Below are 26167 nucleotides of genomic sequence, written 5' to 3'. Positions count from 1 at the left end.
AGGTCTCGACAACCCACACCCTACCGAGAACCATTGCGGTGGCCGCCTCCTCAAAAGCGGTCACCTCCTACACCACCACCCGGGACACGACCCCGGCCGCGCCCAATGGGTGGACCAGCCATGTCAGCAGGAATGTGTGACAACCTGAAGCGACGATCCTGCGCGCGCAGGCTGTATCGCGAGGGGTATTCCGAGTTGTCCACCCGTTTCCGCCGCATGGCGAAGGATTATGAGCGCTACGCCAGCACCCTTGCCGATCTCCACCTCGTCGCCTTCGCCTGCATCATGCTCAAGCAAGCCGCTCGACTGGCTGCAGGTCCATAACAGCCTCTGGAGATAAGGGTTTTCTGTGGCTATTAGAGGGATAGCATCATCTGCCGGAGCGCGGTTATGTCCTTTGACTTAGCTGTCGTACTTGGGCTGCTGAGCGCCGTGATTGTCATGTTTGCTTTGGGCCGCCCGCGTATGGATGCAGTGGCATTGTCCGTGCTTGTCGCTCTTCCGTTGACGGGCATCCTCACTGTTCAGGAAGCACTCGCCAGTTTCAGCGATGCCAGCGTCGTGCTGATTGCCGCTCTTTTTGTGATTGGCGAGGGACTGGTCCGAACCGGTGTCGCCAGCAGCATGGGAGATTGGCTCGCATCTCGTGCCGGTAGCGGCCGCAGCAGGCTTATTGCCATGTTGATGTTGGTCGTCGCGACACTAGGCTCGGTGATGAGTTCCACCGGGGTGGTCGCCATCTTCATCCCGATCGTAATGCGTATTGCCCTGCGATTGCGCATCCCGCCGCGCCAGATGATGATGCCGCTGAGCTTCGCCGCCCTGATCAGCGGCATGATGACATTGGTAGGAACACCACCCAATCTGGTTGTGAACAGTGAGTTGCTGCGGAACGGCCATGCTGGCTTCGGCTTCTTCAGCTTCACGCCATTCGGCTTGCCGATCCTGCTGCTCGGCATCGGCTATATGATTGTGGCGCGCCGCTGGTTGAAGAATGTGGAGCCGGAGGAAGCGGTCTCCCACGGCCGGCTGACCTTGGCGCAACTTGTCGGAGATTATGGACTGGCTAGGTGCGTGTACCGCCTCCGTATCGGCCCTGGCTCGCCCCTGGCCGGGCAAAGCCTCGAGGTGTTGCGTCTGCACGCCACGCATGGGCTGAATGTCATGGCCGTTGAGCGCCCACAGCGCTTTACCTCAACCTATCTGAGTGCGGGCGGAGAGACTGTACTGCGCTTAGGTGATGCGCTGATCGCGCATTTCGCTGGGCCAGAGGAGCGTCTGCAGGCACTTGCTTCCCGGCTGGCCCTCCAACCTCTGCCGCTCGGCGATCTTGATCCTGTCAGCAGACCACGTCCCATTGGAATAGCCGAAGTCATCATTCCTCCTGACTCGCCACTCTGCGGCAGATCAGTGCTGGAAGCCGATTTTCGGTCCACCTACGGACTAACGGTGGTAGGGCTGCGCCGTGGCTTGATTACACCGGTCGAGGGATTGCTTGAGGAGAAGCTGCAGGCCGGAGACACGCTGCTGCTGGTTGGCCCCTGGAAGGAGTTGCGCCGCTCCCAACGCGGAAAGCGGAGCTTCCTGTTACTCAACCAGCCGGAGGATCTGGAGGAACTGCCCCCTGCCTCTGACCGTGCACCACAGGCCTTGCTCAGCCTGGGTGTAGTCGTTGTGCTGATGGTCACAGGCGCGCTGCCACATGTGCAGGCCGCATTGATCGGTTGCCTGATGATGGTGGGCTTCCGCTGCATCGACCTGGACAATGCCTACCGCGCCATCCACTGGCAGACCATTGTCTTGATTGCCGGCATGCTGCCCTTTTCCTTGGCCCTGCAGAAAACCGGCGGCATCGCTATGGCGGCCGACGGGCTAATCAGGCTGGTGGGGGGCGCAGGATCTTATGCTTTGCTCGCCAGCCTGTTCGCGGCGACGGCCTTGACCAGCCTTTTCATATCCAACACCGCGACGGCCGTGTTGATGGCGCCAGTCGCTATCGCTGCGGCGCGGGAACTGGGTTTTTCGCCCTATCCCTTCGCCATGATCGTTGCCCTGGCCGCCTCGGCCGCCTTCATGACGCCCGTGTCTTCGCCGGTGAACATGCTGGTCATGGGGCCAGGCCGCTATAGCTTTGGCGATTTCCTGCGCATTGGTGTGCCCTTCACCGTGCTGGTGATGCTGGTGAGCTTAGCGCTGGTGCCTTTGCTGCTACCGGTGCGATAAGCTCCAGCACTGTGCCAGCCGAAGCAATACTGGACTTGCTTCAAAAAAGTGGAGGGTTCCTGATGAGGCCAGAGGAACCCCATGAAGCAGCAGAGGCGTTTCACGAAGGCATTTAAGGATGAGGCAGTCCGGACGAGCGGGCGGAGCCAGTGCGAAATCGCCGAGGACCTCGGAATCGGTCTGTCGGCGCTGGTCCTTTGGATGACTGCGCCTTTCAAAACTCACTCTCAAGTGCATCTTCGCGGTGGAGGGGCGGGTGATCGCGCTGCACGATATCGCGGTGCCGATCTTTGCCTTCGGCACCATGCGGGACCACATCGCGCCCCGGCGCGAAGGCTCGTGGTGTGATGCCTGGCGCGGCTGGATGACCGCCGCCGGCTCCGGCGAGCGGGTGCCGCCGCCGCCGATGGGCGCGCCGGAACGGGGCCTGGACCCGGTGGAGCCCGCGCCCGGCCGCTACGTCCACATGGGCTGAGGCCCGGCGGCGCCCTCAGACCAGCATGGCGGGGCTGCGGGCGATGGCCGAGACGAGGTCCGACCGGCTGACGATGCCGACGACCCTGCCCTTCTCCACGATCGGGATGCGCTTGAGGTTGTGGGCGGACATCAGCTCCGCGAGCTGCGGCAAGGTCGCATCGCGTCCGGCGGTGATGACGTGCTTCTGCATGGCGTCCGCGGCGGAACGGTTGTCGCGCCGGACGAAATCCAGGAATTCCTGGGACAGGGCCTCGCCTTCCGCCAGCCGTCCCAGCCACCATTCGTTGCGCTGGCGGGCGGTTTCCCGGAAGGGCCTGATGATGTCCAGCTCGCTGATGATGCCAAGCAGCGAGCCGTCCGCGGCACAGACCGGAACCGCGCTGATCCGCCGCTCGGCCAGCAGGGCCGCGACCTCCGCGACCGAGTGCTCCGGGCGCGCGGTGATCGGCGGATGGCTCATGATGTCGGACGCGATGAAAGGCACGGCTTGCCTCCTCCTCAAGGTCGCAGAGGCCGCAGTCCCGGGCCTGGCAGCCCGTGACCGGCCTCTCCGTTGCCGGGAGATTGGCAGGCCGTGCCGGCTCCACCCTGATGCAGATCAGGCGGCCCCTCCGCCCCTCCCGTGCGCCATCCGGCAGGCTGCGCCGCGGGCTTCCGCGGTCACGGGCACTGGCTCGGCGCGGCATAGCGGCGCCAGATCGCCTTGCGGATCAGCCTGCGGCTGTCGGCGGCGCCGAGCGTCCTGTCCTGCTCCACCTGCGCGGCCTCCTCGGCAAGGCCGCGATCCTTGATGACGTGCAGGAACCAGGCGGAGAAATCGCCGGCGCGCAGATGCCGCTCCCAGCAATCATCGTCGATCCCGCAGGCCAGGTCGAGAAAGGCGTGCAGGTTGTTCGCCTTGGTGAAGCGCCCCCGCCGGAGGTCGTGGAAGTAGAAGCTGCGGCCGTCGCCGACATCGCCCACCGCGTACTTGCCGGCATGCCGGCGGTGATCCTGGTGCGGCGGCTCGAGTGTCACCGGGATCGGGGCTGCGTCTGCTCCGGGCCGCCAGCACAGCGCCTCGCAGCCCCCGGTGGCAGGGGCGCTGGGCGGCGCGCAGCCCAGCAGGCCGGCGGCCTCGCGGATCATGGCCTCCGGCGCCGGGCCGAGCGCCAGGACCAGCCGGACGGTCTGCAGCGCCTCCCGGCTGAGCGAGGCGGGCCTGTAGGTGATCAGCACGGTGGCCGACAGGTCCTGGTCCAGCAATGCCGATCCGCGCGGCGGGCCCGCCGGCAGCAGCTCATGCGCCTCGTCGAGAAGCAGCCAGTGCGGGCGCCCGGTGCGGGCACGCAGATGCGCGGTCTGGTGCAGCAGGCCGGTGAACAGCGACTGGCGCTCCTGCAGCGTCATGGCCTGGGTGTTCACGACGACGTTGACGCCGGCCTGGGACACCAGCCGCAGCGCCTCGGTGGCATGCGGCGGCGCGTCCAGGCTGCCGAGCCGCACGGCATTCTCCAGCTCCAGGTAGTCGCCCTCCGGGTCGATGACGCAGAACTCCAGCTGGCGCTCGGCGATCCGCTCGGTCAGCGCCGTGGCAAAGGCGGACTTGCCCGCCCCCGACGGCCCAACCACCAGCGTGCTGCCCTGGCCGGGGCGCAGGTGGACCGGCCGCCCGGCGCGGTCCCGCCCCAGCCAGGGCCCGTGCTTCCCGTCCGGCGCCAGGGCCACGTCTTCCTCGATGATGCGCGCCACCGGCTCCACGATGCCGTCGCCATTCAGCCCGGCCAGCGGCAGGTCCGCGTCGCGGCGCACCACCGGCAGGGCATTGCCCACCGCCGCCGAGCAGCCGCAGGCGCGCAGGAAGGCATGGTCGTTCTCGGCGTCGCCCGCGCCGATGACGTTGACCATCGAAATCTGCAGCTCGTCGAGCGCGGCTCTCAGCCCCGTGGCCTTGTTCACGCCGGAGGGCAGCACCATCACCGCGCCCTTGTTGAAGGAGATCTGCAGCTCGAGGCCGCAATCGTGGATGGCTTCCAGCACCGTGGCCTGGTGCGGCTCCCACGTCGCCAGGATGCAATGGCCGGCCGAGATCGGCTCCACCTTCCGCTCCCGCAGCAGGCGCAGCAGCTGCGCGGGCGGCGGCGGCGCCAGCAGCCGCTCCGTGCGGGCCAGGGGGTCGTAGAGGACAGCGCCGTTTTCGGCCACGATGCGGTCGAACAGCGCGGCGTCCGGCAGCAGCGGGAGGATCGCCGCCACCTCCCGCCCCGTCACCAGCAGGATGCGACGGCCGGTTTCCTTCAGCCGCCGCAGGGCGGCCATCGTCTCCGGCCGCACCACGCCGTCATGCGCGATGGTGCCGTCGAAATCCACCGCCAGACCCAGGAAGTACATCGCTCGCGCCTCCCGGCCCGGGGGCGTGGATCCGCCCGCCAGGCCCTGCCCGCGCATCACGCGCCCGGCCCGGTCAGGCCCTGACCTGCATCAGCATCGGGCGCTGCGCCATGGCGGATGCTGGCCCGCCGATCGCGGAGAAGGCGCCATGCAGGACCGTACAACGGCCGAGATCATCCGGAACCAGCACCCGTTGACCCTGAGCCCTGGCGACAGCGTGGCCGCGGCCTGCGCGGCCATGCATCGCCGCCGCGTCGGCGCCGTGCTGGTGGTGGGAGAGGACAATCGCCTGGCCGGCATCTTCACCGGCCGCGACGCCATACGCTGCCTGGCGGAGGGCTACGACGCCCGCAACACGCCGCTTCGCCTCGTCATGACCCCTGACCCGGTGACGCTTCTGCCCGAGCAGACGGCGATCGACGCGCTGCGCCTGCTGAATGACGGCGGCTTCCGCCACCTGCCGATCTGCCAGGATGGGCGGGTGATGGGCATCGTGTCGCGCTACGACTTCCGGGCCATGGAACATGCCCGCCTCAACGAGGAGAGCCGGTTCTTCGAGGTGCTGCGCTGAATGGGCGGCGGCCTGATCCAGATCATTCCGGCGCGCCCGGGGATCTGCTTGACCGGTCCGGCAAGCAGATGAGGGCAAGGCGATGCAGCGAGCGGCACGGGCGCGGCGGGTGGCGGCACGGGAGCAGGACTGGCTGCACGCGTTGCGCCGCGGCCTCGTGGAGCGGCTGCTCGGCCGCCTGCCCGCGGTGCCCCGCCCAGGAAGCGACCGGGGGGATCACCGGGGGGATCACCGGGGGGACCACCCGGGCGACCGCCGCCCGGCCGCGCCGGAGACGTCCCGCTGGCGTGCCGCCAGGCGCCGGACGGAATGACCGGCCATGCGCGCGATGCAGTTCGTACGGCCAGGGGCGCCGCTGCGCTGTGCCGCCCTCCCCGACCCGCAGCCCGGCCCAGGGCAGGTGGTGCTGCGCGTGGCCGCCTGCGCGGTCTGCCGGACCGACCTGCATCTGGTGGATGGCGAGCTGGCCAACCCCAGGCCCGGCGTGGTGCCGGGGCATGAGATCGTCGGCCGCGTCGTGGCGCGGGGTGCGGGCGCCACGCGCTTCGCCATGGGCCAGCGCGTCGGCGTTCCCTGGCTGGGCTTCGCCTGCGGCACCTGCCGCTTCTGCCGCGACGGGCGGGAGAATCTGTGCCCGGAGGCGCGCTTCACCGGCTACCAGCGGGATGGCGGATATGCCGAGCTTTGCCTGGCGGAGGAGGCCTTCTGCCTTGCCCTGCCGGAGGGGTATGGCGACGCGGAGGCCGCGCCGCTGCTCTGCGCCGGGCTGATCGGCTACCGCGCCCTGCGGATGGCGGGGAATGCCGCCCGCCTCGGCATCTACGGCTTCGGTGCGGCGGCGCATATCGTGGCGCAGGTGGCGCGGCATGAGGGGCGGGAGGTCTTCGCCTTCGTGCGCCCCGGCGACGCGGCCAGCGCGCAATTCGCCCGGCAACTCGGCGCGGCCTGGGCCGGGCCGTCCGACGCGCCTGCGCCGCAGCCGCTGGATGCGGCGATCCTGTTCGCGCCGGTGGGCGCCCTGGTTCCGGCGGCGCTGCGCGCGGTGGACCGCGGGGGCACGGTGGTCTGCGCCGGCATCCACATGAGCGACATCCCGGCCTTCCCCTACGGCATCCTGTGGCAGGAGCGCTGCCTGCGATCGGTCGCCAACCTGACGCGGCGCGACGGCGAGGCGTTCCTGGCGCTCGCCCCCCGCATCCCGGTCCGGACGGCCGTGGAGACCCTGCCGCTCGAGGCGGCCGGAGCCGCGCTGGAGCGGCTGCGCCGGGGCGAGCTCGAGGGCGCGCTGGTGCTCACGCCATGACCCGCCTCCCGGCCCGCCTCTGCCCCTGCGCCGGGGTCTGGCCGCCGGGCTGCGTGGCCAGGGCATCGCCACCCTGTCAGGCCCGCCAGGCCAGCCGCGGTCTGCCCTAGCGCGCCACGGCCGGCACAGGCAGGGCGGCAGGGCCCGGGCGCGCCGCCGCCTCCCCGTCATCCTCCAGCCCGGCAAGCACATCCTCCTCGGCCACCAGGTGCAGCTGCAGCAGCGCCTCCAGCGCGAAGAGCGTACGGCGCAGGGAGGGGATCAGCGCCGGCCAGGGAACCCCCTCCTCCGCCAGCCGCAGCGCCGTGGCGATGCGGCCGGTCAGAATCTCGATCTCGGCATGCATCCGGACCAGCGCCGTCATCGCCTCGCTGCCCAGGCGCTGCGCCGCGGCCGGGTAGAGCATGCGCTCCTCGGTCTGCTGGTGCGGCAGCAACTGCTCCTGCAACTGGCGGAGCAGCGCCGCGAGGGTGGCGGGCTCCGCCTGCTCCGCGCGCATCCGCTCGGCCGTGGCGCGGATCATCTCGGCCAGGGAACGCAAGGCGGCGTGCTCCGCCATGCGCTCCGCCAGCCCGGCCAGGGCGGGCAGCGCCGCCGGCCGGCGCTCCGCCCGCCCCGGCCGCAGCGCCGTCAGGGCAAAGAGAATGGCCAGCACGTCGATCCCTTCCTGCAGCAGCGCGCCCTGCAGCGGCGGCAGCAGCCCCGCAGCGGCCGGCAGCATCGCCGCGACCGAGGCGCCCATGCCCAGGCCGATGGCCCGCAGCGCGATGCCGCGCGACCGCCGCGCGATGGCGATGGCCTCCGCGACACGGTCCACGCGGTCCACCAGCAGCACGATGCCCGCCGCCTCGGCCGCCGCGGCGGTGCCGGCCGCACCCATGGCGATGCCGACCTGGGCCGCGGCGAGGGCGGGGGCATCGTTCACGCCGTCGCCCACCATGGCGGTCGGTGCCGCGGCGGCCTCCGCCCGCAAGGCCTCGATCTTGTTGGCGGGCGACTGCTCGGCCAGCACCGCGTCCAGCCGCAGCGCCCGCCCGACCGCCAGCGCCGCCGCCTGCCGGTCGCCGGACAACAGCACCAGCCGGCGCAGCCCCAGGGCGCGGAGCTGCCGCACGGCGCGCGCCGCCTCGGGCCGCGGCGTGTCGCTCAGCACGAAGGCGGCCGCCACCTGGCCATCCACGCCGAGCCAGGCGACCAGGCCGCCCAGCCCCGCCAGGGCGGCATCCGGCCCGAAGCCCGGCGCCGGCGCCAGGCCGGCGTCGCGCAGATAGGCCTCGCCGCCGAGCAGCACCGTCCTGCCCTCCACCACCCCGCGCAGGCCACCGCCCGGCGTCTCCTGCACCGCCTCCGGCGGCGCCAGCGCCATGCCCTGCTCCAGCGCCGCGTCCCGCAGGGCGGTGGAAACCGGGTGGGCCGACCCCTGGGCCAGAGAGGCCGCCAGCCGCAGCGCGCCGGCACGGCCCAGCGCCGGCTCGGCATCCACCGTCGCCAGGGCCGGGCGGCCCGGCGTCAGCGTGCCGGTCTTGTCGAACACCACCGTGCGGATCCCGGCCAGTTGCTCCAGCGCGCCGGCATCCTTGACGATGATGCCGCGCCGCGCCGCGCGGCCGATGCCGGCCATCAGGGCCACCGGCGCGGCCAGGATCAGCGGGCAGGGCGTGGCCACCACCAGCACCGCCAGGGCGCGCAGCGGGTCGCCGGTGGCCAGCCAGGCGCCGCCGGCCACCAGCGCCGTGAACAGGACGAAGGCGACGGCCCAGCGGTCCGCAAGCCGCGTCAGCGGCGCCCGGCTGGCCGTCGCGGCCTCGGTCAGGCGGATGATGGCGGCATAGGTGCTGCCGGCGGCGTCGTGGCTGGCGCGCAGGCGGAAGGCCGGGCCGGCATTGACCGCCCCGCTCTGCACCGCCGCGCCCCGCGCCAGCGCGACGGGCAGGGATTCGCCGGTCAGGGCGCGCAGGTCCAGCGTCGCGGCGCCATCCGCCAGCAGGCCATCGGCCGGCACGGTGTCACCGGGGCGCACCAGCAGCAGGTCGCCCGGCCGGATGGCGGCGACGGGGATGTCCTCCAGCCGCTCGCCTTCCAGCCGCTGCGCCCGGCGTGGCGTGCGGGCCAGCAGGTCCGCCAGCGCCGAGCCCGCGCGTGCGCCGGCCCAGGCCTCCAGCGCCTCGCCGCCCGCCACCATCACGGCGATCACCGCCGCCGTGGCCGCCTCCCCCGTTGCCACCGCGGCCAGCATGGCGGCCAGGGCGATCACGTCCACGCCCGGCCGGCCGCCGCGCAGGCTGCGCCAGAGGCCGGCCGCCACATGCAGGGCCACCGGCAGCGCCGCGGCGCTCCAGACCCAGCCAGCGGCCACACCGGCGCCGCGCATCCAGAGCACCGTTCCGGCAGCCAGGCCCAGCAATGCCCAGCCCAGCCGGAGATGCTGCCGTCCCTGCCGTCCCATCGCCCTGTCCTTGGCCGTGCATGGCAAACCGGGCGCCCCCCCGGCCCTGACGCGGATCAGGGCAGGCCACGCCGCCGGATCAGTCAGCCTGCCAGCACGGGCTCCTGCGCGCCAGATGCCTCCTGGCGCTGCTCGGCCTCCCGCACCACGGCGATGGTCCGCAGCAGGCTGGCGGGCGTGACGCTGATCGCCTCGATGCCCAGCGCGACGAGATAGGCGGCGATCTCCGGGTAGTTGGCCGGGGCCTCGCCGCAGATGCCGACATGGCGGTGGTTGCGCCGCGCACCGCTCACGGCCTGGCGCAGCATCTCCAGCACCCCCGGGTCGCGCTCGTCGAAGTCGAAGGCCACGGTGACCGAATCGCGGTCCACGCCGAGCGTCAGCTGCGTCAGGTCGTTGGAACCGATCGAGAAGCCGTCGAACAACGCCGCGAAGCGGTCGATCAGGATCACGTTGTTCGGGATCTCGCACATCATGTACACTTCCAGCCCCGCCTCGCCGCGCTTCAGCCCGTGCCGCGCCATCTCGGCCAGCACGCGCTCCGCCTCCTCCAGCCGGCGGCAGAAGGGCACCATGACCCGCAGATTGGCCAGCCCCATCCGCTCCCGCACCTGGCGGATGGCGCGGCACTCCAGGGCGAAGCCCGGCGCATAGGCCGGGTGGGCGTAGCGGGCGGCCCCGCGGAAGCCCAGCATCGGGTTCTCCTCCGCCGGCTCGAAGCCGCTGCCGCCGAGGAGCCGGCCGTATTCGTTGGTCTTGAAGTCAGACAGCCGCAGGATCACCGGCCGGGGGTGGAAGGCGGCGGCGATGGTGCCGACGCCCTCGGCCAGGGTCTGCACGAAGAACGCCTCGGCCGAGGCGTGGTGCCGCGCCAGCTGCGCGATGGCCTGCCGCTCGGCCAGGGAGGCGACCCTGTCCGGCTGCACGCAGGCCATCGGGTGCACGCCGATCTGCTCGCTGACGATGAACTCCATGCGCGCGAGCCCGACGCCGGCGCTGGGCAGCATGGCCGAGCGGAAGGCCAGCGCCGGGTTGGCCAGGTTCAGCATGATCTTCGTGCGCGGCAGGACGGCGACATCGGCGGCGATGCGGCTCACCACGAAGGGCACGGCACCCTGCAACACCTCGCCGGCCTCGCCCCTGGCGCAGCACACCGTCACCTCGGCGCCATCGGCCAGGGCGCCGAGCGCTCCCGCCGCGCCGACCACGGCCGGCACGCCCAGCTCGCGCGCCACGATCGCCGCATGGCAGGTGCGGCCGCCGCGCTCCGTGACGATGGCGGCCGCCGTCTTCATCACCGGCTCCCAGTCCGGGCTGGTCGCCTCGGCCACCAGCACCTCGCCCGGCCGGAAGGCGGCGAGATCCGCCGCGCCGCCCACCCGGCGCACCTGGCCCGTGGCGATGCGCTCGCCCACCGCCTTGCCGGTCACCAGGACCGGGGCCGTGCCGGTGAGGCTGAAGCTCTCCACGGCCTGCGCCCCGCGGCGCGAGGCCACCGTCTCCGGCCGCGCCTGCAGGATGTAGAGCTGGCCGTCCAGGCCGTCCTTGGCCCATTCGATGTCCATCGGCACGGGATGGCCGGCGGCGGCCGAGTAATGCGCCTCGATGATCAGGGCCGCCTCGGCGAGGGAGAGCACCTCCTCGTCGCTGATGCAGAAGCGGTCCCGTTCTGCCTCCGGCGTCGGCAGGTCGATCGTCGGCTCCGCCGCGCCGGGCCCGGCATAGACCAGCCGGGTCTGCTTGCGCCCGAGCGCGCGGCGCAGCACGGACCTGTAGCCGGCGCGGAAGGTCGGCTTGTGCACGTGGAACTCGTCCGGGTCCACCTTGCCCTGCACGACATTCTCGCCAAGCCCGTAGGAGCCGGTGACATAGACCACGTCGCGGAAGCCGGATTCCGTGTCGAGCGTGAAGATCACGCCACTGGCGGCGAGATCCGCGCGGACCATCCGCATCACGCCGACGGAGAGCGCGACCTTGAAATGGTCGAAGCCGTTGTTGGCGCGGTAGACCACCGCGCGGTCGGTGAAGAGCGAGGCGCAGCAGCGGCGGCAGGCCTCCACCAGCGCTTCCTCTCCGCGGATGTTCAGGAAGCTCTCGTGCTGGCCGGCGAAGCTGGCATCCGGCAGATCCTCCGCCGTGGCGGAGCTGCGCACGGCCAGGGCCGGCTCGGCACCGGATTCCTGCCGCAGGCGGCGATAGGCGCCGATGATCGCGGCCCGCAGCGGCGCGTGGCCGGTGGCCTCGTAGACGATGCGGCGCGCCTCGGCGGCGCGGCGGGCCAGGGCGGGGATATCCGTGACATCCAGCCCGTCCAGCGCGCGGTGCAGCGCGGGCCAGGCAGAGGCCGCATCCAGGGCGGCGCGGTAGGCATCGGCGGTGACGCAAAAGCCGTTCGGCACGCGCAGCCCGGCCGGCGTCAGCCGCCCGTACAGCTCACCGAGCGAGGCGTTCTTGCCGCCGACCCTGGCGGTATCACCCAGCCCCACCTGGTCGAACCAAAGGATCATCCCGCTTCCGGCCATGGCCTGCCCTCCCAAATCATGGGCGCCGTCCTGCACCGGGCCGCAGGGCGCCGCCCTGACCTCGATCAGGAGGGGCAGGGCCGGGGCCGTGACGGCCGGGCGGCTCCGCCAGGGTCAGGCACCGGTCGGGATCTCACCCATGCCGCTTCGCGGGCCGCGCCGGAGGCGGACGCCACGGCGCTGGAGGTCGCGCAGCTGGAGGTACATCATCGCGGCCATGAGCGCGTCGGTCCCCGCGTCGTGCAATCCGAGGTTGGGAATGCCGAGGTCCCGGAGGATCGTGGCGAAGCGGAGGTCCAGCACCGTGCCCGGCGGCGCGCCGCCGTATTTGCGGTCGTGGTAGAGACGGGAGACCTCGATCCGGCGGTTCGGCAGGCTGGTGCGGAGCCGGTCCCGCACATACCGGTCGAGCATGCCGGCGTCGAAATCGATGTAGTAGCCGAGGAGCGGCCGGCTGCCGATAAAGCGCAGCAGGTCCGGCAGCAGGTCCTGCATGCCCGGGCCCGTGCTGATGTCCTGGTGGCGCAGCCTGTGCACCTTGATCGCGGCGGGTGGCGGCATCACCGCCGGCCGCACCACGGCCTCGAACCGTTCGCTCAGCAGGATGCGGTTGCCGCGGAGCCGTATCGCCGCCAGCGCGACAATCTCGTCGCGCCGGATATCCAGCCCGGTCGTCTCCAGGTCGAGCGAGACCACCTCGTCCTCCGGCCAGGGATCGAACAGGAAGCCATAGGCCGGGTCGGCGAGCCGTGCCCGCAACCAGCGCCGCCGCACGGCCTGCAGGATGCTCACGGCCCGGCTCCCCGCATCCTCAATGGCCTCGCAGATTGTAGTGGCTGCGGATCACCTCGCGGAACTGCCGCACGATCCGCAGGGCGTCGCGCAGGATGTCGCGGTCGGCGCTGGTCAGCAGGCCCAGCCGCACGGCCGCATCGGGCCCCGGCGTGCCGCGCCGCGCGGCCTCGAGCTGGGCGCGCAGCCGGAACTCCATGAAAACCCGGAGCGCCCCCACCAGCTCACGCCCCAAAGCCGCATCCAGCGCCCCTGCCTCGACCAGCGCCGCGATCCGGAGTGCCGTGGGCTGGGCGGTGATGCCGCGGCCGATGGCCAGGGTGCGCACGCCATGAACCAGCGGGAAGATGCCGGCGCGCTTGATATCGACCTCGTCGGAATTCATGCCGACCGAGGCGAGAAGCGAGCCGAGCAGCCCGACCTGCGGCTCCGCGAAGGTATCCACCAGCTGGGCGAAATGGGCGAGCAGGGCCCCCTCCCCGCGCAGAGCGGTCAACAGGGTCATCCGCGCCTGCTCGAGCAGCTCGCCGCGGCCGGATACGGCGGCCGCGTCCCAGAAGATGGCCAGGTTCATCGCCGCCTCGGGGCTGCGGTCCACAACCCAGCCCCTGAGCTGGCGCTGGAAGCCGTCGAGGGTCTGCGACCACAAGGGGTTGCGGACCATCACCCCACCCGGGCAGCGCGGGAAGCCGAAATCGTCCAGCGCCCGGGTGAAGGCCTCCCGGAACGCGGCCAGATCCGGCTCCGGCACCGGCGCCGCCAGGAGAAGGCCGTTATCCTGGTCTGTCCGGAGGGTCTGCTCGCCACGGCCTTCGGAACCCATCAGCAGCAGGCATCCCCCGCTCTGCACCGATGGCGGGGCGACCAGTTCGAAGAGGCGCGCGAGCAGCCGGCGGTTGAGGTCGGAGGTGATCTCGGCGATCGCCTCGATCCGCACGCCTTGCCCGTGCAGCCGCAGGACCTGCGCCTGGATGTCGCGCGCGGCCACCGTGAGGTCCTCCACGCCGCGGGCGCGGTCAATCCGGCCCGGGATCAGCTGCGAGTTGCCGGCGACCAGGCCCAGGATATCGATGTCCTCGAGGAAGCCGACATAGCGGCCTTCCCGCCGCACCGCGAGGCGCCGCTTGTCGTGCCGTGTCATCAGCAGGATGGCCTCGTAGAGGAAATCCCCGGCCTCTATGGAGACGACATCGAAATGCGTGACATCGCGGACGGGGGTTTCGAGCGGCAGGCGCCGCAGGACGACCGCCTTCGAGAGGTTCATGCCCGTCACGACCCCGGTGCGGTCCCCATCGCGGACGAAGAGGGCGTTCGCATTGACCCTCCTCATGCGGTGGCCTGCCGCCTCGATCGTCTCGCCGCCGTCGATGACGTTCGAATCCCCGCGCTGGGCGTCGCGCACGCGCGCGCGCAGCACCGATTCGAATCCATCCGGCCGGCGCGCCCCGGCCAGAGCATCGAGCTTGCGCGAGACCTCAGCGTAGAAGAAGGCGGCGAAGCCCGCATTGCGGCTGATCAGCCTCGTGACGGCAGGGCGGGGGATCAGATGGCACAGCGTCTCTTCCGCGGCGATGAAGTCCTCCCCGGCCGCGCCATGCACCAGGGCGCGCGAGTCGAAACTGTCGCCCGCGCGCAGGAGGGCTGTCATGGCACCGTCCTGCCGAACCTCCACCACGCCCTTGATGATGACGTGGAGCTGCCCGGATGGCTTGCCCGCGGCCACGATGACCTCCCCCGGCGCGAAATAGCCGATATCGGCGCCCGCCCTGATGTCCTCGACCTCCTGCTGGGTCAGGCGGTCGAAGGGCGGATTGCCGGCATCGAAGCTCTCGGCCACCTGCATTGCTCCCCCGCTGCTGCATTCCCAGGGCCCGGGCCGCCTGTGGCCTGGGCTGTGTTCCGGCGGACGGCGGCGCCGGGCTGGCGTCAGTGCACGCTGGCGCCTGCCGCTCCGAGCCCGGTCTCCGACCGCACATACTGCATGTTGAACGCGGCCTGCTCCCGCCGTGCCCGCTCGCTGCTGTCCATCCTGGAGAACAGCCAGATCCCGGCGAAGGCGATGGCCATGGAGAACAGCGCCGGGTTGTCGTAGGGGAAGAGCGGCGCGGCGTAGCCGAAGGTGTTTACCCACACGGCGCGGCTGAACACGACCATCAGGACCGCGCTGATCAGCCCGAGGAAGCCACCGATGAAGGCGCCCTGGGTGGTGGTCCCGCGCCAGAAGATGGACATGAGCAGGACGGGGAAGTTGCAGCTGGCGGCGACCGAGAAGGCCAGCCCCACCATGAACGCCACGTTCTGGTTCTCGAAGACGTAGCCGAGGAAGATCGCGACCAGGCCGATCACGATCGCTGTCCCCTTCGAGATCCGGACCTCCCGCTGCTCATTGGCCCGTCCGCGGGCGATGACGGAGGCGTAGAGATCGTGGCTCACGGCCGATGCGCCGGCGAGCGTCAGGCCCGCCACCACCGCGAGGATGGTGGCGAAGGCGACGGCGGAGATGAACCCCATGAAGAGCGAGCCGCCAACGGCATCGGCCAGATGGATGGCCGCCATGTTGGTGCCGCCGATGAGGTCGGTGATGCGGTTGTAGCCGCCGCCGGGCCCGGTCCGGAAATAGGCCGCGTCGTTCATCAGGAAGGTGATGGCGCCGAAGCCGATGATGAAGGTCAGGATGTAGAAGTAGCCGATCAGCCCGGTCGCGTAGAATACCGACTTGCGCGCCGCCTGGGCGTCCGACACGGTGAAGAAGCGCATGAGGATGTGCGGCAGCCCTGCCGTGCCGAACATCAGCGCGAGGCCGAGCGACAAGGTCGAGACCGGGTCCGCCACGAAGTTGCCCGGCGCCATGATGGATTGCTGCCGCGGATGCATGGCGACCGCATCGGCGAACATCGCCGCCGGGCTGAAGCCGTAGCGCCACAGCACGGCCAGGGCCATGAAGGTTGCGCCGCCCAGCAGCAGGCAGGCCTTGATGATCTGGACCCAGGTCGTGGCCTTCATCCCTCCGAAGGCGACATAGACGATCATCAGGATGCCGACGATGAAGACGGCGTAGAGGTACTTCATGCCGAAGAGCAGCTCGATCAGCTTTCCGGCGCCCACCATCTGGGCGATCAGGTAGAAGGCGACGACGACGATCGTCCCGGTCGCCGAGAGGATGCGGATGGGCGTCTGCTCGAGCCGGAAGGACGCCACGTCGGAGAAGGTGAAGCTGCCCAGGTTGCGCAGCCGCTCGGCTATCAGGAACATGATGATCGGCCAGCCGGCCAGGAAGCCGATTGAGTAGATCAGCCCGTCGAAGCCGCTCGCGAAGACAAGGCCGGAGATGCCGAGGAAGGAGGCGGCGGACATGTAGTCGCCCGCGATCGCGAGGCCGTTCTGGAATCCGGTGATGCCGCCGCCGGCCGCGTAGAAATCCGCAGCGGACCTGGTCTGCCTGACGGCCCGATAGGTGATCCCGAGCGTCGAGAGCACGAAGATGAAGAACATGACGATGGCGGGCCAGTTCAACCCACGGCCGGCCGCAGCCGCCGCGCCCTGCGCCCATGCCGCTGCCGGGGCGGCACAGAGGAGGAGGGCCGCCAGGAGGGGCGGAAGCATCCTGCGGGGCATCATGACAGCACCTCGTCCTGCAGGCTGCGGGTCAGCTCGTCGAACCGGCTGTTCGCACGGACGACGTAGATGCCCGTCAGCACGAAGGCCGCGACGATGACGCCCAGGCCGAGGAGGATGCCAAGGGTCACGACGCTGCCGCCGATCCGCACCGCCATCAGCTCCTTGGCGAAGGCGACAAGAACGATGAAGCCGAAGTAGAGCCCGAGCATGAGCGCCGAGAGGATCCAGGCGAAGCCCGAGCGTTGACGCACGAGCGCCTGGAACTTCGGGCTGCGAAGGATCCGCTCATGCGAGGTCTCCGGTCGCTCATTCTTGTCCATGAGGTCATCTCCTGTTGTGCTGGCTGAAAAGCCGCTTTCCTGGAAACAGGTGTTCCCAGCCCGCTCGACCAATGATCCGGCCGTGGAAGGCGGAGAGGCAGGCCTGGATGAAGCGCTCATCGTCGTTTCCGGAACAGCGACGGCACGCTGCACCGTGCGCGCCGCTCGAACACTGCGACAGATCAGGATGACCCCTCAGTCTGGATCGGTACCGGAACATGCGTCCGGCACCACGGAGGCGAGGGTCGGCCTGGCGGAGCACGGGCATGGCACTGCCCCTCGCATCACGGCCTGCCGGAGAGACGGCCGCGCAGGGGGGCAGCGCCGGTTCGCCATCCCTCATGCCCGGTTCGGTTGGCTGGCTGGTGCGGCAAGGGCAGCAGCGAGGCATTCTTGGTTGCGGTTCAGCCAGAACTCACAACCGGACCGCTCGCAAGGCGGCGCAGATGCCAGAATTCCACGCGAAGAACGCGGCGCCGAGGGCGGCCAGGACAGGGCCTAGTTGCGCGCCCTTGTCTCGGCCAGAGTGCCGCAGCACTGCCGGAGGCGGCTGGCATAGGCGGCGCTGACCTCGGCATGGCGCGCCATGGCTTCGAGCAGCACCGTCATCAACGAGGCATAGGCCGCCGGCAGATCCTGCGGACGCCGGCAGGACAGCATATCCTCCAGCCCCTTGCCGTAGCCGGTCTGCGCCGCGCCCAGCACGTCGAGCTCGCGAATGAACGCTTCGCCCATGATCTTCTGCGCTTCCAGCATCGTCCGGTAGGACGTCTGCCATGGGACGTTCAGCATGGCATCCGGCCAGGCCGCACCATCGCTCCACCCGAAGGGAGGAGCCTTGGCATCGGGGCCCGCGGAGGTAACCTGATCATCGGGGGGCATGACCTGCTCCTGTCACATGGTGCCACCCCATCGGTGGCACCGCAGGCTGCCGCGCCGCGCGCTGCAACGGCACTGATCTGGATCACCTCCGGGACGGAGTCCCGGATCTCGGTTTCTGCGGCCCGGCGCAAACGGCACGCCTTTGTGGACAGCATGCCTGCAAGGTGCTGAAGATGATCGGCACGTGCTTACCGGAGACGCAGCAACGGGCGCAGCACCATGATATTTTCAGGCCGCCTGGGAACATGGATGCGCGGCGGGCCCCGGGCTGGTCCGGCGGCCCCTGCGCCGGCGCGCTCTCCTGGCCCCGCCACGCAGGATCGCGGCATTGCCGGGCGCACGGCCCCGCGTGTTTCGGGCCTGGCCGCCTTGGGCACGCTGCTGGGGCGGGCCTTCCGGCGCGGCGGCCGGTCCGGCACGGCCGGGATGCCGGATCACCTGCTGCAGCGCAAGGCCGAGATCGCCCTGGGGGAGAGCGAGGAGCGCTACCGCACCCTCTCCGACGCGGCGCGCGAGGGCGTTGCCATCCACCACCTCGGCCGCATCGTGGACGCGAACGCGGCGTTCTGGCGCATGTTCGGCTATGCCTCGCTGCAGGAGGTGATCGGCCGCGAGACCCTGGACTTCGTGGCGCCCGAATTCCGCGAGGATGCACTGCGCAGCGCCTCCTGCGGCAATGGCAGGCCTCACCGCGGCCGGGGGCTGCGGGCCGATGGGTCGACCTTCTCGGCCGAGTTCCAGGGCTCGCCGGTTGCCTACCGGCGCCAGAGGATGCAGGTCCTCATCGTCCGGGACTGCACGGCGGAAGAAAAGGCGCGGCAGAGTCTGCGGGAGAGCGAAAGAAACCTTCGCCTGACACTGGAGACGCTGGATCTCGGCGCCTTCATGTCGCGCACGCCGGAGGGCGTGATCACCTACTGGTCGGCCGGCTGCGAGCGGGTCTTCGGCTGGAGGGCGTCGGAAGCGGTCGGCTACCCGCTGCACGAGCTTCTGCGCACGGTGTTTCCCGTTCCGGTGTCGCAGATCCAGCAGGCCCTGCTGGCATCGGGCGAGTGGTCGGGCGAGCTGGTGCAGCACACGCGGAGCGGGGAAGCGCGCAGCATCGCCGTGCGCAAGACGCTGCGCCGCGGTAGCGACGGGGTGCCGCTCGTGGTGATGGAGTCGGTGGTCGACGTCACGCCGCAGCGGCGCGCCGAGACCGCCCTGCGCGAGCGGTCGCGCCGCCTGGCGCTGTTGTCCGAAGCCGCGGCGAACCTGCTGGGCGCAGGCGATCCGGAGCAGGTTCTGCGGGGGCTCTTCGCCACGCTCTCGGCGGATCTGGGCGTGGATGCGGTGTTCAGCTACCTGCCGGAAGCCCAGGCGTGGCGGCTGGCGGCGGGCATCGGCCCGGATCCCGGCCAGGTCGCGGCCTTCAGCCTCCTGCCCTTCGGCCCGGCGATCTGCGATGCCGTGGCGCGGAGCCGCGCGCCGGTGCATTGGACGGCGCAGCCGGATCCGGCGGCGCCGCAGGAACAGGCCGCCGCTCCGCCAGGCATCCAGGCCTATGTCTGCTTTCCGCTGCTGGCCGGGGAGGATGTTCTGGGCGCGCTCGCCTTCGCCAGCCACGCGCGGGAGCGCTTCCAGGAGGAGGACGTCGCGTTCCTGGCCACCATCGCGCAGCATGTCGCGGTTGTGCGCCGGCGGCTGCGCGCGGATGAGGAGTTGCGCAAGGCGGAGCGGCGTTCGCGCGCGCTGCTGGAGGCCGCGCCGGTCAGCATCGCCCTGCTGGAGCCCGGCTCATTGCGCGTGCTGCGGGCCAACCAGCGTGCCTGCCTGGAACTCGGCTACAGCATGGCGGAATTCACCACGTTGCGGATCGCGGATCTGGAGATGGCCGGCACCGCCGGGCACAGCCTGGCCATCGCGGCCACGCAGCTCGGGGCGAAGGGCGACGAGATCAGGACACGCTTCCGCAACCGCGCGGGCGACAGGCTTGACATGCTGGTGCGCGTCGAACCGGTGGAGATCGACGGCGAGAACCTGGTCTATGCCTCCTGGACCAACGTCACGGAGCTGAGCCGCATCCGCTGGGCGCTGGAGGAAAGCGAGGGCCAGCTCCGCTCCATCCTGGCCACGGTACCGGATGCGATGGTGGTGATCGACGAGAGCGGCCGCATCGTGTCCTTCAGCACCACGGCGGAGCGCCTGTTCGGGTGGCAGGCGGTGGAGGTCCTGGGCCAGGAGGTGTCGGTTCTCATGCCGGAGCCCGACCGGTCGCGGCACGCCGGCTACTTGTCGCACTACCTGCGGACGGGGGAGCGCCGCATCATCGGCATCGGCCGGCGGGTGCATGGCCAGCGCCGCGATGGCTCGGTGTTCCCGATGGAATTGACGGTCGGCGAGGTCAGGACCAAGGAAGGCCACCTGTTCACGGGCTTCCTCCGCGACCTGAGCCAGGACGAGGCATCGCAGCGGCGCCTGAACGACCTGCAGACGGAGCTGCTGCACGTCTCCCGCCTCAGCGTGGCGGGCGAGATGGCCTCCGCCCTGGCGCATGAGCTCAACCAGCCGCTGACCGCGATCGCCAGTTCCACCAGGGCCGCGCTGCGCCTGCTGGAAGCCTCGCCCGGCCATGCGGTGCTGCCGCCGCGCGTGCTGGAAGCCTTGCAGCGCGCCGCCAGCCAGTCGCTCCGCGCCGGGCAGATCGTGCAGAGGCTGCGAGACTTCGTGATGAAGGGCGAAGTCGAGAGGGAACCCGTCCTGCTGCGCGATATCATCGGCGAGGCCAGGGAGCTGGCGCTGCTGGGCGTCGCCCATCATGGCGTGGAGATTTCCATCCAGCTCGACCAGGACCTTCCGCCGGTTCTGGTGGACCGGGTGCAGATCCAGCAGGTGGTGCTGAACCTGATCCGCAACGCGGTGGAAGCGATGAGCGAGGCAGGCGGCCAGCCGTGCCGGCTGACGATCAACGCCACGCGCCGCGGCGCCGGGATGCTGGAGGTCGCGGTGCGCGACACCGGGCCGGGCCTTTCCCCCGCCGTGGAAGCCCGGCTGTTCGAGCCTTTCGTGACCACCAAGCGCGGCGGCATGGGGGTTGGCCTGTCCATCTGCCGCTCGATCGTGGAAGCGCATGACGGCCGGCTGTGGAGCGAGCCGAACCCCGGCGGGGGCGCGGTGTTCCGCTTCACCCTGCCGCTGCTGGTGCCATCGGACGCCAGGCTGCTGCAGGAGGAGAAGCCATGACAGCGGCGGCAGCACCCGGCCCTCGCCCAGGTCAGCCCATGGTGCATGTGATCGACGACGATGAGGATGTCTCCTGGGCCGTGGCAACCCTGCTGGAAGCGGCCGGAACACCCGCCCGCACCTACGCCTCGGCCGGGGAGTTCCTCGAGTGCCTGCCATCCCTCGAATGGTCGGCAGGGGGATGCGTGCTGACCGACATCCGCATGCCCGGGAAGGACGGGCTCGACCTGCTGCACGACCTGAGGAGGCAGGGCTTCCGCCATCCGGTGGTCGTCATGACCGCCCATGGCGACATCGCGACGGCGGTGCGGGCGATGAAGGCAGGCGCATCCGATTTCATCGAGAAGCCCTTCGATGACGAGGTGCTGCTCTCCACCCTCCGCACCGCCATGGCCGGGCCGCCCGGCGAACCCGGCACCCTGGACGACCCGCCCAGGAACGCCAGCCAGAGGACGGACATAGCCCGGGCCGCCGAGCGGGTGGCCACGCTGTCGCCGCGCGAGCGCGAGGTGCTGGAGCTGGCCATGGAAGGCAAGCCCAGCAAGGTCATCGGCTTCGAGCTGGGGATCAGCCCGAGAACCGTCGAGGTCTACCGGATAAAGCTGATGGCCCGGCTCGGCGTCGGCAGCTTTGCCGAGGCGGTGCGCCTGGCCGTGCTGGCGCAGTATGGGCGGTGACGCCGGCGCCGCAGCGCCTCAGCCCGGCTCGGCGTCCCCGAGGGCGGCACGCACGGAGCGCAGCACATCCTCTGGCACCAGGGGATCGGCATACCAGACCAGGGAATGGCCAGCCGGCGGCTCCACCTGCGCCGCCACGGGCCATGTCAGGATGACAGCCGGGATGACCCTTCCGGCGCGCCGCAGCGGCAGCAGCACCTGCAGGCCGATGCGGTCCGCCTGTGGGCGCTCGGCCATCAGCAGGCAGCACCATCCGGCACTCTCCGCGCCCAGGCTGTCGGCCACCCGCAGCAGCGCGCCGAGGCTGGCGAAGGGGTAGGCCAGGAAGCCGTGCGATTCCAGCATCAGCATCAGGGCGCGCCGGGCCGCGGGATCGGCGCTGAGCACGAGGACGCGGCCGGGCTTGGCGGCCAGAGGGTCGCCCTGCCCGCTTGCGCTCTGGCATGGCTGCTCGCGGGGTGGTTCCCGGCTCATCTGCATGCTGTCCCGTCATCGTCGGTGCAGCCGGGGGCGCCGCCGTGCCTGCCGCGTCCTGCCCAGCCAGCCGCAACCTGAGCCTGCGGCGGCAGCCCTGCCCTGACACGGATCAGGATGAACCAGAAAGTTTAATGCCGGCAGGTGAATACTTGCCGGAACTTCGCTACGTGCTTCTACGGAACGTGATTTTCCGGAATGTTACCGAAACGATAAGGCGCTGATACTGCGCTCGCTCGTTTCGGAAGGAAGTCGACCCATACAGAGCGTTGCGCTGACCGGCATGCGCTTGCCTTTCCCTTTCACGGTCGCTCCGGAGCGCAGCGGCCGGGCCATCCCCGGCCGGCCAGGCCGGCTGCTGCGCGGCGCCGAGATCTACGCCGAGGGCTCCAAGATCCGGCAGTTCTACAAGGTGGTCTCGGGCGCCGTGCGCGTGTGCCGCGTGCTGCCGGATGCGCGGCGCTTCATCGCGCAGTTCGCCCTGCCGGGCGAGGTCTTCGGCCTCGACGGCGTGGATGAGCACCGCTTCTCGGCCGAGGCGATAACCGAGGTCGTGCTGATCACCTTCGCACGCAAGGACATCGACGCCTACATGGACGAGGAACCGCTGGCGGCGCAGTCCTGGCAGGCCTTCACGCTGGAGAAGCTGGCGGCGGCGCAGGACCGCTCGATCCTGCTGGGCTGCCGGAGCGCCACGGAGCGCGTGGCGCACTTCCTGCTCGACCTGGCGGCCCGCAGCTGCCCCGGCCGCCCGTCGGTGGACCTGCCGATGTCGCGCTACGACATCGCCGACTATCTCGGCCTCACGGCGGAGACGGTCAGCCGCGTCCTCACGGCGCTGCGCAAGTCCGGCATGATCGCCATCGAGGACAACCACACCCTGCACATCCTCGAGCGCGAGAGGCTGACCGAGGTCGCCGACCTGAGCGGCGTCCCGGCCTGAGAAGGATGCGCGGCGAGCCCCTCCCGGCTTTCCGCGAGCGGGCCAGCCCCGACCTTCCACGATCCTCCGGATTCCCGGCCGCTGGCGGCTCCTCCGGCCGGCACCACCCTCGTCGCAACACAGGCCGCCCGCGGCATGCCGGCTGCCTGAACCTGGAGCGGAGCGATGTCGCTGAAAGACATTCTCGTGTATCTGCCGAGCCCGGAGGTGGCCCCCCGCATCCTGGACCCCGCCATCTCGCTGGCGAAGCACCACGGCGCCCACCTGGCCGCCTTGCACGTCTACAGCCTGGATTGGCCCATGATGGCTGCCGCTGATGGCTATGTCAGCCCGGCCACATGGCGGCTCGTCCTGGAGGAAGCCGAGCAGGCCGCCAAGGAGCGGGCGGAGCAGATCCACACCCAGTTCGAGAAAGCCACCCGGCGCGAGGACATCCCGGCGGAATGGCGCCTCGTGGAGGGGATGGTGGATTCGGTTCTGGTGCAGCACGCCCGCTACGCCGATGTCACGATCCTCGGCCGCTCCGACCGGAACGGCATCGAGGCCGATCTGGCCGAGGAGGTCATGTTCGATGCGGGCCGGCCGGTGCTGCTGCTGCCGCCGAGCCCGCCGCGCGATTTCACGGCCCGGCGCGTGCTGGTGGGCTGGAACGGGCGGCGTGAGGCGGCGCGCGCGGTCGGGGATGCCCTGCCGCTGATCCAGGCGGCGGAGGCGGTGCAGGTCCTCTCGGTGTTCGCCCGGGCGGAGGAGCAGGCAAGCTGCCAGGTGCAGACCGAGGACATCGCGCGCCACCTGGCCCGGCACGGGGCCACCGTCTCCGCTGCCACCACCATGGCCGGCGGCGACCTGCAGGTCGAGGACGTGCTGCTGAGTGCTGCGGCCGATCTCGGCGCGGAGCTGCTGGTGGTGGGCGGCTACGGCCATGGCCGCATGCGAGAGATGGTGCTGGGCGGCGTGACCCGCAGCCTGCTGCATGGCTCGACCATTCCGGTGCTGCTCTCGCACTGATGGCGCGCGGCTCATGACAGGGCGGCGGCCAGGGTGGCGCGGAAGCGCAGCAGGGCCGCCGCCAGCACCGCCAGCCCGATCGCGGCCGCCGCCGCGAAGGCGGGCCTGACCGTGTCCAGCCCCGCCCCGCGATACAGGATGGCCTGGGCGAAGGACACGAAGTGGGTGGAGGGAAAGACGATCATCACCGCCTGCAGGGCGCGCGGCATGCTCTCTGAACGGGTATTGCCGCCGGAGAGCAGGATCATGGGCTGCACGATCAGGATGAACAGCAGGCCGACCGCCGTGGCGTAGAACAGGTAGAGTGCCACCCCGGTGAGGAACAGCGCGACGGACCAGGCGATCGGCACGCCGAGCAGCCCGCGCAGCACCAGCCACAGGGAGAGGCCGGCGGCCAGCGTGATGACGGCCCAGCCACCGCCGCCATCGCGGCCCGGGCGGACCCGCGATGGCGGCGGGGCCGGTACCAGCGGCAGGCCGATGGCGGCAGGCGATTCCGGGGCGGGATCACGCGTGTCGCTCATGCCCCCCGGCGACAGCCTCAGGAGGCCGATTTGACCTCGATCCTGCGCGTCTGCTGCGCCGCTTCCGCCGTCTTGGGCAGGATGACCGACAGCACGCCCTTGTCGAAGCTGGCCTCGATGCCGTCGCGCCGCACGCTCTGGGGCAGCTCGAAGGAGCGGCGGAAGCTGCCGAAGCGGCGCTCGGACAGGTAGTGGTTCGCCGTCTTCTCGTCCCGCTGTTCCTTCTTCTCGCCCTTGATGGTGAGCATGTTGCCGGACAGGCTGATCTCCACGTCATCCCGCCCCAGCCCCGGCAACTCGGCGGTGATGCGGAAATCCTTGTCGCTCTCGGTGACGTCCACCGCGGGCAGGGCGGCGGTGAACGGCATGTCGTTGCGCCAGGGTGGCATCATTTCGCCGCGGCGGAGCGGACTGCCGCCGAAGCCGCGCCAGAGATTGTCGAAGACGCGGTCCATCTCGTCCCGCAGGCCCGCCAGCGGCTGCCAGAAGCGTTCCGGCATCGCCGGTGCAGGCGGCTGCACCGGCTGCACGGCCTTCGGGGTGCTTACCGTGTTGTCGGACATGATGATTCCTCCTGTGTCCCATGGTAGCGGCAGCGGATCTCGCTGCCCGCCACGGCCCCTGGTTACAGTCTCCGTGCTCCGGAGCGATGATCTGCGTCAGGCTGACGAGCATTGCGCGCAATGCGCGGCGCTCCACCCGGCAACCGCGGCTGCCGCCGCGGCCAAGCCCGCAGGGCTGCGCGGCAACGTCCCGGTGCCGCACCTGATGGCGGCCTGCCTGGCGGAGTCCACCGGCCTGTCGGGGGCGATGCCGCCGGCATCCCGGAGCTCGCCGCATGCGGGCCGGCCGGCGGGCTGCTGCATGAGGTCCTGCGCGCGGAACTCGCCCGCGCCATGCGCACCGGCGGCCCTGCCACCGGCGCCGGACCTCACCTCCTGGGGCGCTGCACCGGAGCGCTGGCGCCGCGAACGGCATAGTAGGCCATCTCGGCAACGTTCACGGCATGATCGCCGATGCGCTCGAGGCCCTTGATGACATACATCAGGTGCGTGCCGGTGTCGGGCTCGCACCGCCCCGCCGACATCTGCTCGAGAACGGCCTGGGAGGCCAGGTCGTAGAGCGCGTCCACATCGTCATCGGACTGGCACACCGCCCAGGCTCCCGCTGCGTCGACTTCGACCAGGGACCGGACAGCCTCCTTGATGTTCCGCTGCAGCAGCCAGGCCATCTCGCCCAGCGTCGCCCGGTGCAGCCAATCGGGTATCTGGCGCAGGGCCCGGCTGCGCTTTGCGATGTTCGCCGCATAGTCGCCGATCCGCTCGAGATCATGGCTCGTCTTGAGGGCCGCGACGATGAGGCGGAGATCCGCGGCGAGAGGCTGCTGCAGCGCCAGCAGGCGGATGCATGCGGCATCCACGTCGCGCTCCAGGGCGTCGAGCTGCACGTCACGCCGGAGCACCTCCTCGGCGAGGCCGTTGTCGTGCTGCAGAAGGGCGGTGCTCGCATCGCTGACCTGGCGGATCGCCCGGCTTCCCATCTCCTCGATCATCAGCCGAAGCTGCTGGAGATCCTGGGCGAGGCGTCCCTGGCCCCTTTCCATATAATGACCCTGCATGACCTCGCTCCACCTGACCCTGCCGGGATGCGCGGCCGGTGCGGAAGACTGGCACCGGAGGCACGGCCCCTGCCCTGACGGACATCAGCCGGCCGGCGCGGCCAAAGGCCCGCGGAAGCTGCTCCAGATCAAGGTTCCCCGGAGCACGGGCCTGATACTGCTGCACCGAGGAAACCG

Annotated in this window: 21 protein-coding genes and 2 pseudogenes; 10 read left to right on the top strand and 13 right to left on the bottom strand. The window is 70.6% G+C overall.

Features of this window, described 5'->3' with window-relative positions; translation table 11 throughout:
- Positions 1 to 198: 198 nt before the first annotated feature.
- From ACFOY6_RS17235 to ACFOY6_RS17220, 4 genes and pseudogenes are all read left to right on the top strand, one after another.
- Positions 199 to 324, top strand: a pseudogene (locus ACFOY6_RS17235) (IS5/IS1182 family transposase); the annotation flags it as partial.
- A gap of 66 nt (positions 325 to 390) precedes the next feature.
- Positions 391 to 2223, top strand: a complete 1833-nt coding sequence (locus ACFOY6_RS17230) for an SLC13 family permease (RefSeq protein ID WP_379651745.1) — start codon at positions 391 to 393, stop codon at positions 2221 to 2223.
- A gap of 81 nt (positions 2224 to 2304) precedes the next feature.
- Positions 2305 to 2427 (top strand): annotated as a pseudogene (locus ACFOY6_RS17225) (transposase); the annotation flags it as partial.
- Between the two features lie 52 nt (positions 2428 to 2479).
- Positions 2480 to 2698 carry a hypothetical protein gene (locus tag ACFOY6_RS17220; protein WP_379651747.1) on the top strand — a complete coding sequence of 73 codons (219 nt, stop codon included), beginning with the start codon at positions 2480 to 2482 and terminating at the stop codon, positions 2696 to 2698.
- Between the two features lie 15 nt (positions 2699 to 2713).
- On the opposite strand, the gene ACFOY6_RS17215 is transcribed toward ACFOY6_RS17220, so the two are convergent.
- Positions 2714 to 3184: a CBS domain-containing protein gene (locus tag ACFOY6_RS17215; protein WP_379637372.1), complete on the bottom strand. Its 471-nt coding sequence runs from the start codon at positions 3182 to 3184 to the stop codon at positions 2714 to 2716.
- 176 nt (positions 3185 to 3360) lie between these two features.
- Complete coding sequence (locus ACFOY6_RS17210) at positions 3361 to 5070, bottom strand: HAD hydrolase family protein (protein ID WP_379639316.1); 1710 nt, start codon at positions 5068 to 5070, stop codon at positions 3361 to 3363.
- A 148-nt stretch (positions 5071 to 5218) separates the two neighbouring features.
- On the opposite strand from ACFOY6_RS17210, the gene ACFOY6_RS17205 reads away from it, so the two are divergent.
- Both ACFOY6_RS17205 and ACFOY6_RS17200 read left to right on the top strand, forming a co-directional pair.
- A complete protein-coding gene (locus ACFOY6_RS17205; protein ID WP_379651744.1) occupies positions 5219 to 5641 on the top strand; it encodes a CBS domain-containing protein in 423 nt (140 codons plus the stop codon).
- A 319-nt stretch (positions 5642 to 5960) separates the two neighbouring features.
- Positions 5961 to 6944, top strand: a complete 984-nt coding sequence (locus ACFOY6_RS17200; protein WP_379651743.1) for a zinc-dependent alcohol dehydrogenase family protein — start codon at positions 5961 to 5963, stop codon at positions 6942 to 6944.
- A 106-nt stretch (positions 6945 to 7050) separates the two neighbouring features.
- On the opposite strand, the gene ACFOY6_RS17195 is transcribed toward ACFOY6_RS17200, so the two are convergent.
- From ACFOY6_RS17195 to ACFOY6_RS17165, 7 genes are all read right to left on the bottom strand, one after another.
- Positions 7051 to 9390, bottom strand: coding sequence for a heavy metal translocating P-type ATPase (locus tag ACFOY6_RS17195; RefSeq protein WP_379651742.1), 2340 nt, complete (start codon positions 9388 to 9390; stop codon positions 7051 to 7053).
- 83 nt (positions 9391 to 9473) lie between these two features.
- The gene (gene ppsA, locus ACFOY6_RS17190; RefSeq protein WP_379651741.1) at positions 9474 to 11897 is read right to left on the bottom strand and encodes a phosphoenolpyruvate synthase; all 2424 of its coding nucleotides are present in this window, start codon (positions 11895 to 11897) and stop codon (positions 9474 to 9476) included.
- 129 nt (positions 11898 to 12026) lie between these two features.
- The gene (locus ACFOY6_RS17185; RefSeq protein WP_379637392.1) at positions 12027 to 12704 is read right to left on the bottom strand and encodes a 3'-5' exonuclease; all 678 of its coding nucleotides are present in this window, start codon (positions 12702 to 12704) and stop codon (positions 12027 to 12029) included.
- 19 nt (positions 12705 to 12723) lie between these two features.
- Positions 12724 to 14541, bottom strand: a complete 1818-nt coding sequence (locus ACFOY6_RS17180; protein ID WP_379651740.1) for a DUF294 nucleotidyltransferase-like domain-containing protein — start codon at positions 14539 to 14541, stop codon at positions 12724 to 12726.
- An 89-nt stretch (positions 14542 to 14630) separates the two neighbouring features.
- The gene (locus ACFOY6_RS17175; protein ID WP_379651739.1) at positions 14631 to 16307 is read right to left on the bottom strand and encodes a cation acetate symporter; all 1677 of its coding nucleotides are present in this window, start codon (positions 16305 to 16307) and stop codon (positions 14631 to 14633) included.
- Positions 16308 to 16318: 11 nt separating this feature from the next.
- A complete protein-coding gene (locus ACFOY6_RS17170) occupies positions 16319 to 16642 on the bottom strand; it encodes a DUF485 domain-containing protein (RefSeq protein WP_379637398.1) in 324 nt (107 codons plus the stop codon).
- A 498-nt stretch (positions 16643 to 17140) separates the two neighbouring features.
- Positions 17141 to 17524 (bottom strand): hypothetical protein, encoded by a 384-nt coding sequence (locus tag ACFOY6_RS17165; protein WP_146201956.1) that lies wholly within the window; start codon positions 17522 to 17524, stop codon positions 17141 to 17143.
- 426 nt (positions 17525 to 17950) lie between these two features.
- Here ACFOY6_RS17165 and ACFOY6_RS17160 point away from each other — a divergent pair, with 426 nt between their 5' ends.
- Positions 17951 to 20746 carry a PAS domain S-box protein gene (locus tag ACFOY6_RS17160; RefSeq protein WP_379651738.1) on the top strand — a complete coding sequence of 932 codons (2796 nt, stop codon included), beginning with the start codon at positions 17951 to 17953 and terminating at the stop codon, positions 20744 to 20746.
- Between the two features lie 38 nt (positions 20747 to 20784).
- Complete coding sequence (locus ACFOY6_RS17155; protein WP_379651737.1) at positions 20785 to 21423, top strand: response regulator transcription factor; 639 nt, start codon at positions 20785 to 20787, stop codon at positions 21421 to 21423.
- An 18-nt stretch (positions 21424 to 21441) separates the two neighbouring features.
- Here ACFOY6_RS17155 and ACFOY6_RS17150 read toward each other — a convergent pair whose 3' ends face one another.
- Complete coding sequence (locus ACFOY6_RS17150) at positions 21442 to 21897, bottom strand: response regulator transcription factor (RefSeq protein WP_146201955.1); 456 nt, start codon at positions 21895 to 21897, stop codon at positions 21442 to 21444.
- A gap of 289 nt (positions 21898 to 22186) precedes the next feature.
- Between ACFOY6_RS17150 and ACFOY6_RS17145 the strand changes: the two genes are divergently transcribed.
- Both ACFOY6_RS17145 and ACFOY6_RS17140 read left to right on the top strand, forming a co-directional pair.
- Entirely contained in the window at positions 22187 to 22840 is a 654-nt protein-coding gene (locus ACFOY6_RS17145) for a helix-turn-helix domain-containing protein (protein WP_379651736.1), read from the top strand.
- A gap of 165 nt (positions 22841 to 23005) precedes the next feature.
- On the top strand, positions 23006 to 23848 hold the full coding sequence (locus ACFOY6_RS17140; RefSeq protein WP_109518754.1) for a universal stress protein: 843 nt from the start codon (positions 23006 to 23008) through the stop codon (positions 23846 to 23848).
- A gap of 11 nt (positions 23849 to 23859) precedes the next feature.
- Here ACFOY6_RS17140 and ACFOY6_RS17135 read toward each other — a convergent pair whose 3' ends face one another.
- The 3 genes from ACFOY6_RS17135 to phoU form a co-directional block, all read right to left on the bottom strand.
- Positions 23860 to 24372, bottom strand: coding sequence for a hypothetical protein (locus ACFOY6_RS17135; protein ID WP_379637410.1), 513 nt, complete (start codon positions 24370 to 24372; stop codon positions 23860 to 23862).
- Positions 24373 to 24389: 17 nt separating this feature from the next.
- A complete protein-coding gene (locus ACFOY6_RS17130; protein WP_379637412.1) occupies positions 24390 to 24935 on the bottom strand; it encodes an Hsp20/alpha crystallin family protein in 546 nt (181 codons plus the stop codon).
- Between the two features lie 368 nt (positions 24936 to 25303).
- Positions 25304 to 25975, bottom strand: coding sequence for a phosphate signaling complex protein PhoU (gene phoU, locus ACFOY6_RS17125; RefSeq protein WP_379651746.1), 672 nt, complete (start codon positions 25973 to 25975; stop codon positions 25304 to 25306).
- Between the last annotated feature and the right edge of the window lie 192 nt (positions 25976 to 26167).

Origin of the sequence: Teichococcus aestuarii, from assembly GCF_042651065.1 — a bacterium.
GTDB lineage: Bacteria > Pseudomonadota > Alphaproteobacteria > Acetobacterales > Acetobacteraceae > Pseudoroseomonas > Pseudoroseomonas aestuarii.
The sequence above is the reverse complement of the archived record's forward strand: the minus strand, read 5'-3'. Positions and strand labels throughout refer to the sequence as shown.